A 12,224-nucleotide genomic window follows, 5' to 3' on the forward strand; every position below is an offset into this window, starting at 1 on the left:
TTCCTGCGGATGGCGATGGCGGCGCTCAGGCGCGCGCGCCGAGGTAGTCCTGCACCGAGCCCACGCCCAGTTCGCGCGCGGTGAACAGGCTTTCGAGCTGCTCGCGCGAGTTGACGAGACCCTTGGCCTCGATGCGGCCGTCGGCGCCGATCAGCACCGCATAGGGCAGCTTGGAGACGTGGAAGCCCAGGCCCAGCTCGGTCGACAGCACATACGGAAACGCTTGCAGGCTGGCGCGCTGCACGAATTCGAGGTGCTCGGGCTGTTCGCCGTCGGAGGCCAGCACCACGCGGGTGCTGGCGGCTTCGCGCGCAGCGACCGACTTGATGATCGGCAGCAGCTTCTTGCACACCGGGCAGGTCGGCGAGAGGAAGAACAGCAGCGTGGCGCGGCCGGTCGCGGCTTCGTTGCCGATGACCAGATCGCGGCCGTCGAGCGTGCGCAGCGCGTGGCGCGGCGCGGCGTCGCCGACCTTGGGGCCGGCGTCGAGCATGAGTGCGCCCATCGGCGCGATGCGCTCATGGAGGATGCCGATCTGGCGTGCCAGCGCGAGGCTCACGACCACGAGCGCGAGCAGCGCAATCCACAAGATGACGTTGGAAACGAGCAGGGCTTCGGTCATGACGGTCTCCGCAGGGCGGCCAGCAGCGGTTGATTGGCCAGCAGTTGATGGGTGGTGAGGTAGAGCGCGAGCAGCAGCAGGCCGCCGGCGCCGACGGTGAGCGAGTCGATCCAGACCGCGGGGCGCGCCGTGACCGGCAGCGCGGCCAGCCCGAGCAGGGCCAGCAGCACCAGATTGCGCAGCGGCAGCGACCAGCTGAGCCGGCCGCGCTGGCGGGCGGTCGGGCCCCAGCCGCAGCCGCAGTCGATGTCGACATGGCCGCGCAGCAGGTTGGCGACCAGCGCGCCGGTGTAGAGCGCGAACAGCAGCGCGGCCAGCGCCAGGCCGGCGCCGTGGCTGGCGCCAAACAGCAGCGCCGTGCCGGCCGCGATCTCGGCCAGCGGCAGCGCGCGGGCCAGCGGCGCCACCAGGGCATCGGGCAGCAACTGGTGATCGGCCAGGGTGCGGGCAAAGCCGGCACCGTCGATGAGCTTGTGCACCGCGCCGGTCAGCAGCACCAGCGCCACGCCGGTGCCGGCGCAGCCCGCCGCCACGGGGTCGAGGGCCATCATCAGTTCACCCCCACCACGGTCGGCGCCTCGACCACGGCCTTGAGCCGGCCGGTTTCGCGCGGCTTGCCGTCGAGGCCGATGCGCACCAGATCGCCGGTCAGGCCGTCGAGCGCATACAGCCCGGGCACCGCCGTGCGGGTGACGCCGAGCGCGGTGGCGTTGAAGCCGGGCAGGCGTTGCACGCGCTTGCGCGTGGCCAGGTCGTAGACCCAGATTTCCTGCGCCGGATTCTTGTGCGTGCCCTCGGCGCCCTTGGGATGCATGCCGATGTAGAGCCGGTTGGTCGGCGCATGCACGGCATAGAACTGGTAGCCGCCCGGGCGCCAGCCCTGCTTGGCAGCGCTGGCGTCGAGCAGATTCCACGGCGCTTCGCTGGCGCGCGCGGTCTCGCCGGCCACGTCGATGCGCTGCGCCTTGCCGAGGAAGGAGACGAACAGATAGCTGTCGCCGAGCTGTTCGGCGGCGGTGTAGAGCGGATCGACATCGGGATCGAACAGCTTGTCGCTGCGCGCCTGGCGCACCGGCTTGCCGGCCTCGTCGAAGTCGACGGTGAGCATGCGACCGTCGCCGCACAGCGTGGCAAAGCGCCGCTCGACCGATTGCGCCGGGTACAGGCTCCAGCAGCCCGGCGTGGCGATCTCGCCCAGCACGCGGCGCTCGGCCAGATCGACGATGGTCACCGAGGTGGCCGGCGTGGCGTTGTAGACCAGCGCATAGCGGCCGCTGGCGCTGGTGCGCAGCAGATTGCGCACCGCCAGCGATTGCGCATGCTTGGGCGGGATGACGATCTCGGCCTTGCGCGCCAGCGTGGTGGCGTCATAGATGCCGAGCACATCGTTGCGCTCGCCGTGGTCGACCCGCGCGTGATAGGTGGTGGCGAGGTAGATCTCGCTGCGGTCGGGCGACAGCGTGTACAGGCCCGACATGCCGGCGCCGAGCATGCCGGCCAGCTTCATGGTCGCGCCGTCGACGATGAGCAGGCGGCCGTCGGCAATGTGGCTCAGCACCGCGTCGGGCAGAAAAAGGCGCTGCGACGCGTCGGCCGGCAGCCGGGCGGTATCCACCTGCTCGGGCTCGAAAGCCTGGCCCGGCAGTGCGGCGCAACTGATGCTGGCAGCCAGCAGAAGGCGGGCGAGGCGCGCGAGCGCGGGCCTGCCGCCCTGGGATCGGGTTCTTGGCATGGTCTTCCGGTCGGGGAATGTGGCGGACTGCCACGGGATGACCCCAAGCGTAAGAAGCCGTAACCCGCAGGCGTTAGCCGAAATCGGCAGCGGGGTGGCGGGGCGCGTTCATCGGCGCCAGACGCAGCGAGGGCCGGCGCCGATGAACGCGCGCCAGCCCTCGCAACTCACGCAACCTCAGTTGAAGAACTTCGCCGCGCTCACGAACGTGCGGTACACGCCCCACACCAGCGGAACCCCCACCGCCAGCCACGCCAGCACCACCAGCGCCGTGCCGCTCTGGTGAAAGCTCATCGTCACCGCATTGGGCTGCACCGCCACCGCCTTGTCGTGCGCGAGGCGCTTTTCCTCGGCCAGTTCGGCGTCGGTCATGAAGTGCTTGTCGGCCACCGGACGGATCAGCAGGTTGCACACCAGACCGACCATCAGCATGCCGGCCAGGATGGTCATGGTCTGGTTGTAGACCTGCTCGCGCGGAATGCCGAGGCCGAGCTGGTAGTCGCGCATGTAATTCACGACCACCGGCCCGAGGATGCCGGCCGTGGCCCAGGCGGTGAGCAGCCGGCCGTGGATGGCGCCGACCATCTGCGTGCCGAACAGGTCGGCCAGGTAGGCCGGCACCGTGGCAAACCCGCCGCCGTACATGCTCAGGATCACGCAGAACGCCGCCACGAACAGCAGCTTGCTGCCGGCCGCAGCACTCCCCGGCACGCTCAGATAAAGCGCGCCGCCGAGCACGAAGAACACGATGTAGGTGAGCTTGCGGCCCAGCTTGTCCGACAGGCTGGCCCAGAAGAAACGCCCGCCGATGTTGAACAGGCTGAGCAGCGCGGTGAAGCCCGCCGCCACGCCGGCAATCGCCGCGAGCTGACCCTTGTCGAGCTCGCCAAACTTGGCCGGCACGCCGATCAGGCTGCCGCCAAACACCTCCTGCAGCATCGGGCTCGACATGCCGATCACGCCGATGCCGGCCGACACGTTCATGCACAGCACCAGCCACACCAGCCAGAACTGCGGGATGCCCCAGACCTTCTTCACATGCACATGGCCGTGGGTGATGAGCTTCTTGCCGGCGGCGGCAGCGGGCGGCGTCCAGCCGGCCGGCGCCCAGCCGGTGGGCGGCACGCGGTAGCCGAGTGCCCCGCCCATCATGAAGACGAAGTACACGCCGGCCATCACCAGAAAGGTTGGCACCACGCCCGGGTCGGTGGGCGTTGCAAAGGTTTTCATCAGATCGGCCGCGAGCGGCGAGCCGATCATCGCGCCGCCGCCAAAGCCCATGATCGCCATGCCGGTCGCCATGCCGCGCCGGTCCGGGAACCACTTGATGAGCGTGCTCACCGGCGAGATGTAGCCAAGGCCCAGCCCCACGCCGCCGATCACGCCCGAGCCCAGCAGCATCAGCCAGAACTGGTGCAGATGAACGCCGAGCGCCGACACCAGCATGCCGCCGCACCAGCACAGCGCGCTCACCACGCCGGCCTTGCGCGGACCGGCGCGTTCGAGCCAGCCGCCCCAGATCGCCGCCGAGCTGCCGAGCAGCACGAAGAACAGCGTGTAGACCCAGCCTAGGGTGGAAATCTTCCAGTCGCAGCTGGTCGTGAACAGCTCCTGGAAGAAGCCGACTTCCGGCCCGCAGGCGATCGGCGCGGTCATGCCGAGCGCCTTGGACAGCGGCAGCCAGAACACCGAAAAGCCGTAGGCCATGCCGATGCACAGATGGATTGCAAGCGCTGCCGGCGGCACCAGCCAGCGGTTGAAGCCGGGCGCCGCGATGATGCGTTCCTTGCTCAGGAAGCCGGCCTCGCCGTGATGGATGGGCGGCGCGTCGGCGCCTTGGGTGATGGACATGCTGTCTCCTCGCGCATTGGCGGTGTGCGGTCGCTCATGGGCGGCGACCGTCGGGGCCACATCGTGGTGATGGCGCTGGCGGCCGGCAATATGACGACAGGCGCCGGAATATGTGCAGCCGGCTGCCTAAGCAACTTCCCTTGAAAGCGCGCCGTGGGTTTTCAGCGCAGCGAGAAGAACTCGGCCATCAGAAAGCGCTCGAGGTCGGCCTGATCCTGCGGCCGGGCGCTCAGGCTCAGCGTCTTGCCGAGGCGGTGGCTTTCCCAGGTGAAGTCGCCCTTCTCGTAGCGCCGGATGATCTCGATCATCTTGCGGGCGATGGCGGTCTGGATGTCGGGCGCATTGCCGACCGGCACCGTCACCGACTCGCTCCAGTTGCGCTTGAAGTTGCTGTTCCAGCCGCGGAACAGGAATTCGGCCTCGCGGCTGGTCACGCGCGTGACCTGGAACACGCCGCCGGTCTGGTCGACCGGATCGGGCCCGCGCCCGGTGATGCCGGCGAGATTGCGGCGCGCGTTCTCGTTGGCGATCTCGTTGGCGCTGCGTTCGGGCGCCGCCGTTGCGCTGCCGGCCGGCGCGTCGCGCTGGGCGCGGCGGGCCTGGAGCTGGCCGAACATGTCGTCGGCCGGCGTGTTGCTGGCCGGGGTGTCGGGCGGCAGCGGGGGCAGCGGCGGCAAGGGCGGCAGCGGACGCGGATCGGCCGGCACGCGGGTGCGGTCGGCCGGCGCGGGCGCCTGCGGTGCCGGCACGGCGATGATGCGCGGCGCCGGGGCGGGCGCTGGGCGCGGCGTGGGTTTGGGCGCCGGCCTGGGCGGTGCCGACTGGGCCGGCGCCGGTGCGGTCTGGGCCGGTTGCTCGGGGCGCGGCGCGGGCTGGCGCGGCGCCAGGCGGATGGCCATCGGCGCGCTCGCGCCCGAATGCATCTCGGTGCGCAGCGGCTGCTGGGCCGGCAGCCACCACAGCAAAAACACATGCAGCAGCAGCGACAGCGCAATGCCGATCCCGAGCGGATCGAGGCGCCCGAGCCGGCGCCAGCCGTCCGCATGCGGATCGCCGGGCGGGATCAGGCCGAAGTCGGTGGCTGTCGTCATCGCCGGGGCTGCCTCAGACCGCGTGCTGCTCCAGCTTCCAGGACGCGCCGGCGTATTGACCGAGCGTGGCCTTGAGCCAGGGCAGCGTGGCTTGCAGCTGCGCATGCAGCGTCCACGGCGGGTTGATGACGAACATGCCGCTGCCGAGCAGGCCGTAGCCGTCCTCGCCCGGCGGCGACACGGTCAGCTCGGCGTGCAGCCAGCCCTTGGGCGCGAGCCGCTTGAGGCGGTCGGGCAGCATCACCGTGTCGCGCCGCTTGAGCTTGGGATACCAGACCAGATAGGTGCCGATCGGGAAGCGGACCATCGCGTCCTTGAGCGTGGTGACGACGGCGTCGTAGTCCTTGCGCAGCTCGTAGGGCGGGTCGATCAGCACGCAGGCGCGCTTGCTCGGCGGCGGCAGCTGGCTCTTGAGGCTCTCGAAGCCGTCGGCCTTCTTCACCTCGGTGTGCTTCTCGCCCTTGAACATGGTCGTGAGCAGGCGGTTGTCGGTCGGATGCAGCTCGTACAGGCGCAGCCGGTCCTGTTCGCGCAGCAGCATGTGGGCGATGGCCGGCGAGCCGGGATAGTTGGCGAGCGCGCCGGGGCCGTTGAACTGGCGCACCACGGCGAGGTAGTCGGCCACCGGCTCGGGCAGGTCGTCGCGGGTCCAGAGGCGGCCGATGCCGTCCTTGTATTCGCCGTGCTTCTGCGCCTCGCCCGAGGCGAGCGAGTAGGCGCCGGCGCCGGCATGGGTGTCGACGAGCCAGTAGGGGGTGTCCTTCTGCGCCAGGTACTGCATGACCTGGACGAGCACGAGGTGCTTGAGCACGTCGGCGTGATTGCCCGCATGGAAGGCGTGGCGATAGGCGAGCATGGGCGGGGCCGGGATTGCGTAGGAAGCCCGGGAATGTAACCGCTCGGGGCTTGCAGACTGATTGCCGCGGGTGACGAGTGGTTGCGCGGCGCGGCCGCTGGTCAGCCGGCGTCGGCGAACAGGTCGAGCGTCCGGCCGCGCGGCGCCGATTCCTCGCGCGCTTGCAGCTCGGCCGCCTCGGCCAGCGGCACCAGTCCGGCCACGCGCACGCCCAGCAGCCGGATGCGCCGTTCCAGCGGCACGCGCTTGAGGCATTCCCCGGCGGCGCGGCGGATCGCCTTCGCATCGGCGACCGGCAGCGGCAGGCTGGCATCGCGGGTGACGGTGCGGAAATCGTCGTAGCGCAGCTTGAGTCCGATGGTCCTGCCCGCGTAGCCCTTGCGCAGCAGGTCGTCGGCCACCCGCTCGCAGAGCCGCGTGAAGATGCCGCCGAGCAGTTCGCGGTCGGCGCGCGGATGCAGGTCGCGCTCGAAGGTGGTTTCGCGGCTGATCGACTTGGGCTCGCTTTCGGTCACTACGGGCCGGTCGTCGCGGCCGTGGGCCACGGCATGCAGCCACAGGCCATAGCTGCGGCCGAAGCGCTCGACCAGATCGGCGACGTCGTGCCGCGCCAGATCGCCGACGCTGACGATGCCGATGGCCTCCAGCCGCGCCGCCGCCTTGGGCCCGATGCCGTTCACGCGCCGCGCCGGCAGCGGCCAGATGCGCGCCGGGATGTCGTCGAGCGTGAGCACGGTCAGGCCGTCGGGCTTGTCGAATTCGCTCGCCAGCTTGCTCAGCAGCTTGTTGGGCGTGAGGCCGACCGAGCAGCTGAGGCCGCCGGTGGCGTCGCGCACGGCGTCCTTCAGGCGCTGGCCGAGTTCGCGGGCGCGCGCCCAGCGGTCGGGGCCGCTGCCGGTCAGCTCGGTGAGGTCGAGGTAGATCTCGTCGATGCCGCGGTCTTCCATCTGCGGCGCGATGGCGGCGACGGCGGCCTTGAACAGCCGCGAATGGCGCCGGTACTGGTCGAAGTCGGTCGGCAGCAGGATGGCGTCGGGCGCGAGGGCGGCGGCTTTCATCATGCCGAGCGCCGAATGCACGCCGAGCGCGCGCGCCTCGTAGGTGGCGGTGGTGACGACGCCGCGCCCGACGTAGCCGCGCAGGCGCTGGAATTCGCGCCGGAGGCGGCCGTCGGGCAGGGCGGTTTCGCGCGGCGCGTGGTCGCGGCCGCCGCCCACCACCACCGGCAGGCCGCGCAGCTCGGGATAGCGCAGCAGCTCGACGGATGCGTAGAAGGCATCCATGTCGAGATGGGCGATGACGCGGTCGGCGGGCATGGCGCGCAGCTTACGGCCGGCTGCTGCCAGGGGATGTCAGCAGCCGGTGCGCTGCCGGTGCCTGGGCTTCAGTGCGCGACCAGCGTCTGCGCGCCGGTCCAGTGCGCGCCGGCGGCGAGCTTGACCGGCTTGCCGATGCTGGCCGACTCGATGCACAGGAAGCGCGCATAGCCGCCGGCTTCCAGGTCGCTCAGCGCCGCGCCCTTGACCGCGCCCGGGTTCCACACCACCGCGTCGCTGAAGCCGTCGCTCAGCACATGCAGGTCGCCGCCCTGTTCGCGCAGCGTGAGCGAGCGCGGCGCGTTGAGATAGATGCGGTCGACCTCGCCGCTGATTTCCACCGCGCCCAGGCCCTCGGTGCGCAGCGCGCCGCCGTCGGCGGTATCGCGGTATTGCAGGCCGTCCAGGCCCATCACCTGCACCAGCGCGATGTCGGACACGCGCAGATAGGTGTGCAGCGCGGCGGTAAAGGTGAACGACTTGGCGCCGGTATTGCGCACGCCCAGCGTCACCGCCAGCCGGTCGCCCGACAGCCGCACCGACAGCGTGGCGGCGAAGGGATGCGGCCACAGCGCATGCGTGGCCTGCTCCTGCGTGAGCGAGAAATGGGCGGCGGCCGCGCCGTCCTCCAGCTGTTCGCTGCGCTCGAACTTCCATTGCGCGGTGCGCGCAAAGCCGTGCTTGGGCAGCGGACCTTCGCCCGAAAACTGCGGAAAGATCACCGGAATGCCGCCACGGATCGCGGCGCCGGCGGCGAAATCGGCCTTGGCGCTCAGAAACAGCCGCTCGCTGCCGCCGGCCGGCGTCCACGAGAGCACATGCGCGCCCTGCTGGGCGATGCGGCAGCGCGCACCGTCGGCCGTCGCCAGCTCGATCGCCGGCAGGGCGAGGTGGGGCGCGGGGGCGACGGGGGTCGGCTTGGTCATGATTACGCTCGCATGCGAAGGGTAGGAAACGGGCGCCGATTGTGCCGCCCGGCTCGCGATAATCGATGAATGTTTATCGACACGCATTGCCATCTCGACGCGGCCGAATTCACGCCCGACCGCGACTCGGTCGCCGCCGCCGCACGCGCCGCCGGCGTGGGCTGGATGGTGATTCCGGCCATCGGGCGGGTGAATTTTGCCGGCGTGCGCGAACTGTCGGCACGCACGCCGGGCAGCGTCTATGCCCTCGGCATCCATCCGCTGTTCGCGGCGGCGGCCGGGCCCGACGACATTGCCGTGCTGCGCGCCGAGGTGCAGGCGGCGCTCGGCGATCCGCGCTTTGTCGGCATCGGCGAGATCGGGCTCGACCGCTTCGAGCCGGCGGCGCTGGCGGCATTCGACACGCAGCTGGCGGTGTTTCGGGCGCAGTTGCGCATCGCGGCCGACTTCGGGCTGCCGGTGCTGCTGCACATCCGGCGCGCCCAGGATCAGGTGCTGCGCGAGCTGCGCCGCATCGCGCCGGCCGGCGGCATTGCGCATGCGTTCAACGGCAGCCTTCAGCAGGCCGAGGCCTTCGCGAAGCTGGATTTGCGGCTGGGCATGGGCGGCGAGCTGACTTTCGAGCGCGCGCTGCGCATCCGGCGCATCGCCACCGAGATGCCGCTCGACCGGCTGGTGCTGGAGACCGACGCGCCCGACATCGCGCCGAGCTGGATCCGGCCCGGCCGCAATCTGCCGGCAGCGACGGCGCGGATCGGCGCGGTGCTGGCCGGACTGCGCGGGCTGAGCGTGGCGGCGCTGGCGGCCGCGACCACCGCCAATGCGCGCGCCGCGTTGCCCCGGCTGGCGGCGGCGATGGATGGGGCGGCGGTCTGGGCGGTCGATCCGGCCGCGCCCGCAGGCGGCCTGCCGCCCACCGCGCCATGACCGTCGCGCTCGCGCTCGCGTTTGCGGCGGGCGTCGCGCTGTTGCAGATGCGGCCAACGCTTGGCCCCGGCTGGCTCGGGCCGGCGAGCGCCGCCTTCGCGCTGGCGCTGCTGCTGCTGGCGCTGCAACCCGGCTGGCGCAGCGGCCGGTGCCGCTCCGCGCTGCTGGCGCTCGCCATCGCGGCCGCGTTTGCGCTTGGCCACGGCTGGGCCGACTGGCGCGCCGAGCGCCGCATCGCGCGCGGTCTGGCGCCCGAGCTGGAGCAGCGCGATCTCGACATCGTCGGAGCAGTGGCCGGGCTGCCGGCGGCCGCGCAATCCATCGGTGCCGACGGCCTGCGCTTCGAGTTCGTGATCGACCACGGCACGCTCGACGGCCGGCCGGTGACGCTGCCGCAGCGCGTGTCGCTGGCCTGGTACGGCAGCGAGCGCCGCGCCGATCCGGTGACCGTGCCGGCGCTCACGCCCGGCGAGCGCTGGCAGCTGCGGGTGCGGCTGCGCCGGCCGCATGCGCGGCTCAATCCCGACGGCCCCGATCTGGACTACTGGATGCTGGAGCAGGACCTGCGCGCCGTCGGCAGCGTGCGCAATGCCGCCGGCGCCAACCGCCGGCTGCCCGGCCGCAGCGCCGATCCGGGCCTGGCGGTGGACCGGGTGCGGCAGGCGGTCAACGCCCACATCGCGCGCACGCTCGGCAGCGCCGAATACGCCGGCGTGATCGCGGCGCTGGTCACCGGCGACCAGCGCGCCATCGGTGGAGAGTGACAAATAACTCGTGAACTGACTTCCCTAGGGAAAAGGCTTTGCGGCCCTCCGAAAGTGACAAATAACTCGTGAACTGAAAATTTTCGAGGCAAACAAAAATTGACAAATATGTCGTGAACTGAAGGCGTTCGGTTGAGCCATGCTGCGCTGCACAAGGCTGTTTGGCGCATGTTTGGACAGTCTCGTGCCTGAATGAAATTGCCGCTACAGTTGATGAATGAAGACAACTACTGACGGTTTGTCATTCAAACGCTTGCTCGCTGATTGGCCGCGTGGAGCGCCGCAGACCACCGCCCAGCTCGCGAGGCAGGGCGTCACCGCGTTTCGGGCATCTGCGCTTGCCCGCAGCGGCTGGCTTGAGCACATTGCCAGGGGTGTCTACGCGCTGCCGGGGGAGACTTTGTCTCGCGACGCGTGTCTCGCCTTGCTGGCAGAGCAGGTCGAAGGGCTTCACGTGGCGGGTAAGACGGCGCTGGACTGGCGAGGAGTGCGACATAACATCGCCATGCGGCCGCACTTGGTCTTGTGGGGCAGGCGCCCGACCCGGCTTCCCGCATGGTTCACCGAGCGATTTCCCTGCATATATCGAGCAACGCCCTTGTTCGATAGCGAGATGCCGGCGACCTTGGGACTGCAGCCGTTACCGAATGGGCGCAGCGATGTGCTGGTCTCGACTCCAGAACGTGCTGTGTTGGAACTGCTAAGTGACGTGGGCAAAGGGCAGACCTCGTCAGAGGCTCGCCAGCTCGTCGAAGTCCTGCCCGGCTTGCGTCCGAGCGTGCTCGACGAACTGCTGGCACATACGACTCGCGTGAAGGTTGTGCGACTTGTCTATTTGCTGGCATCGGCGGCACGGCCGCCTTGGTTAGCCGTCGTAACCCGACATAACTTGCGCCTGGGCGATGTTGGCTGGGTTTCAGTGACAAAATGCGGAGAGCGCATTGACCTCAGGCGTTCGCGAATAGGTTCGATACAGATGCTCTGACTAACACTGCAGTCCGATTCGCCGCATGGAACCTTCCGGCTTACCCAGAAATTTGTGCATTTGGCTCGCTCCCCGACTCGTCGCAAAAACATTCGGAAAATCAGTCGCAGCACAGCCTGACCGGCTAAGAACTACGTCGCGCGCATGTGCTTTGAGCTATGAGTTGAGCGAGCGTCGGCACGTTGGTCTTATTTGTCCCATTCGTTTGCGCTGTAGCTGTTTTTTGATGGATGGCAAAAAAGTAGATGCTTTGTCGGAGAAATAGACGTTTTTTGCGCCGAGCCTGCCAAATAGATAAGCGCGTGCATCTAACTAGCGCCCTGCCTAGTACTGGTGCATCTAGGAGGGAGAATGGTCACGACATCAAAACTCCATGCTGTCCCCAGCGGAGACGGCTCCCTCGCTTACGAACGCGTTGTACCCCTCGCCGTTGCTGGGGTTGAGTGCTCCGAGAGGAACAGCACCCCTTACCGATGTCCTTGTGTCTGCTATTCGCGGGCATAACCTTGTCATTCAAGGTGCCAAGGACGCTTTGGACGTGCGCGACTTGGGCAATCGCTGCGACATGCACCGCATGGCACGATTACTCGAGGCTGAGGGCGGCGCTCGCAGTCCCGCTTCAGGCGTCGTACATCGCCGCGCGGCGAGCTGCCAGCCGTGGTAGCTCCCAATCACCTGCAGCGTGGGTTAAACGCCCGGGGTTCCCTCAGTCCTGCGCGACCGACGTCACGTACCTGCGAACGTACGAGGACTGGCTGTACCTGGCGGGTCATCGCCCTCTGGTGGGCAGGCTGGTGGCCTGGTCCATAGGCCAGCGCATCGACACTTGCCTGGCCCATGAACGCGCTGATGGTGCCGTGGCAGCGCAGGCCCAGAAAGCAGGCACTGATTCACTCGGACTTGGGGCCGTCAATTCACCGGACATACATGCATAAGCTGGCGCGCCCACTGCTAAGACTGTGGCCGAGACATTCTTCGAGTTGCTCAAGCCCGCGCATCCACCAACAGATTTACAGCACACGCCAGGAGGCATCGCGCCGATGTCTTCAACTACATCGGATGTTCTGCAATCCGACGCGGCGCCATTCGACCGTTGCTGGCCTCTCGCTAGCGGAGTTCGAACAGCGGTATATCGAGGGGCTCATGGGTGTCTA

At 69.0% G+C, this 12,224-nt stretch carries 11 protein-coding genes; 3 read left to right on the top strand and 8 right to left on the bottom strand.

Annotated elements, in window-relative coordinates:
• Window positions 1-25 precede the first annotated feature (25 nt).
• From mauD to B9P64_RS04420, 8 genes are all read right to left on the bottom strand, one after another.
• Window positions 26-622 (bottom strand): methylamine dehydrogenase accessory protein MauD, encoded by a 597-nt coding sequence (gene mauD / locus B9P64_RS04380; protein ID WP_085314983.1) that lies wholly within the window; start codon window positions 620-622, stop codon window positions 26-28.
• A complete protein-coding gene (locus B9P64_RS04385; protein ID WP_085314984.1) occupies window positions 619-1,173 on the bottom strand; it encodes a MauE/DoxX family redox-associated membrane protein in 555 nt (184 codons plus the stop codon). The genes mauD and B9P64_RS04385 overlap by 4 nt, the downstream gene beginning before the upstream one ends.
• On the bottom strand, window positions 1,173-2,354 hold the full coding sequence (locus B9P64_RS04390; protein WP_085314985.1) for an amine dehydrogenase large subunit: 1,182 nt from the start codon (window positions 2,352-2,354) through the stop codon (window positions 1,173-1,175). Before B9P64_RS04390 ends, B9P64_RS04385 begins: the two co-directional genes overlap by 1 nt.
• A gap of 177 nt (window positions 2,355-2,531) precedes the next feature.
• A complete protein-coding gene (locus B9P64_RS04395) occupies window positions 2,532-4,205 on the bottom strand; it encodes an OFA family MFS transporter (protein WP_085314986.1) in 1,674 nt (557 codons plus the stop codon).
• 161 nt (window positions 4,206-4,366) lie between these two features.
• A complete protein-coding gene (locus tag B9P64_RS23530; RefSeq protein ID WP_139826131.1) occupies window positions 4,367-5,296 on the bottom strand; it encodes a hypothetical protein in 930 nt (309 codons plus the stop codon).
• Window positions 5,297-5,309: 13 nt separating this feature from the next.
• Window positions 5,310-6,152 carry a 23S rRNA (adenine(2030)-N(6))-methyltransferase RlmJ gene (locus B9P64_RS04410; protein WP_085314989.1) on the bottom strand — a complete coding sequence of 281 codons (843 nt, stop codon included), beginning with the start codon at window positions 6,150-6,152 and terminating at the stop codon, window positions 5,310-5,312.
• A 101-nt stretch (window positions 6,153-6,253) separates the two neighbouring features.
• On the bottom strand, window positions 6,254-7,468 hold the full coding sequence (locus B9P64_RS04415) for a Y-family DNA polymerase (protein ID WP_085314990.1): 1,215 nt from the start codon (window positions 7,466-7,468) through the stop codon (window positions 6,254-6,256).
• A gap of 68 nt (window positions 7,469-7,536) precedes the next feature.
• Window positions 7,537-8,394 (bottom strand): D-hexose-6-phosphate mutarotase, encoded by an 858-nt coding sequence (locus B9P64_RS04420; RefSeq protein WP_085314991.1) that lies wholly within the window; start codon window positions 8,392-8,394, stop codon window positions 7,537-7,539.
• A gap of 69 nt (window positions 8,395-8,463) precedes the next feature.
• On the opposite strand from B9P64_RS04420, the gene B9P64_RS04425 reads away from it, so the two are divergent.
• From B9P64_RS04425 to B9P64_RS04435, 3 genes are all read left to right on the top strand, one after another.
• Window positions 8,464-9,321 (top strand): TatD family hydrolase, encoded by an 858-nt coding sequence (locus tag B9P64_RS04425; protein ID WP_085314992.1) that lies wholly within the window; start codon window positions 8,464-8,466, stop codon window positions 9,319-9,321.
• Window positions 9,318-10,085: a ComEC/Rec2 family competence protein gene (locus tag B9P64_RS04430; protein WP_085314993.1), complete on the top strand. Its 768-nt coding sequence runs from the start codon at window positions 9,318-9,320 to the stop codon at window positions 10,083-10,085. The genes B9P64_RS04425 and B9P64_RS04430 overlap by 4 nt, the downstream gene beginning before the upstream one ends.
• A gap of 217 nt (window positions 10,086-10,302) precedes the next feature.
• Entirely contained in the window at window positions 10,303-11,070 is a 768-nt protein-coding gene (locus B9P64_RS04435; protein ID WP_085314994.1) for a type IV toxin-antitoxin system AbiEi family antitoxin domain-containing protein, read from the top strand.
• Window positions 11,071-12,224 lie beyond the last annotated feature (1,154 nt).

The sequence above is a fragment of the Derxia lacustris genome, from assembly GCF_002105195.1.
In the GTDB taxonomy this organism is placed as follows: domain Bacteria; phylum Pseudomonadota; class Gammaproteobacteria; order Burkholderiales; family Burkholderiaceae_E; genus Derxia; species Derxia lacustris.

Excerpts from the sequence above, each read along its gene's own strand:
- mauD (WP_085314983.1), bottom strand. The coding sequence starts at position 622 with ATGACCGAAGCCCTGCTCGTTTCCAACGTCATCTTGTGGATTGCGCTG.
- B9P64_RS04385 (WP_085314984.1), bottom strand. The coding sequence starts at position 1,173 with ATGATGGCCCTCGACCCCGTGGCGGCGGGCTGCGCCGGCACCGGCGTG.
- B9P64_RS04390 (WP_085314985.1), bottom strand. The coding sequence starts at position 2,354 with ATGCCAAGAACCCGATCCCAGGGCGGCAGGCCCGCGCTCGCGCGCCTC.
- B9P64_RS04395 (WP_085314986.1), bottom strand. The coding sequence starts at position 4,205 with ATGTCCATCACCCAAGGCGCCGACGCGCCGCCCATCCATCACGGCGAG.
- B9P64_RS23530 (WP_139826131.1), bottom strand. The coding sequence starts at position 5,296 with ATGACGACAGCCACCGACTTCGGCCTGATCCCGCCCGGCGATCCGCAT.
- B9P64_RS04410 (WP_085314989.1), bottom strand. The coding sequence starts at position 6,152 with ATGCTCGCCTATCGCCACGCCTTCCATGCGGGCAATCACGCCGACGTG.
- B9P64_RS04415 (WP_085314990.1), bottom strand. The coding sequence starts at position 7,468 with ATGCCCGCCGACCGCGTCATCGCCCATCTCGACATGGATGCCTTCTAC.
- B9P64_RS04420 (WP_085314991.1), bottom strand. The coding sequence starts at position 8,394 with ATGACCAAGCCGACCCCCGTCGCCCCCGCGCCCCACCTCGCCCTGCCG.
- B9P64_RS04425 (WP_085314992.1), top strand. The coding sequence starts at position 8,464 with ATGTTTATCGACACGCATTGCCATCTCGACGCGGCCGAATTCACGCCC.
- B9P64_RS04430 (WP_085314993.1), top strand. The coding sequence starts at position 9,318 with ATGACCGTCGCGCTCGCGCTCGCGTTTGCGGCGGGCGTCGCGCTGTTG.
- B9P64_RS04435 (WP_085314994.1), top strand. The coding sequence starts at position 10,303 with ATGAAGACAACTACTGACGGTTTGTCATTCAAACGCTTGCTCGCTGAT.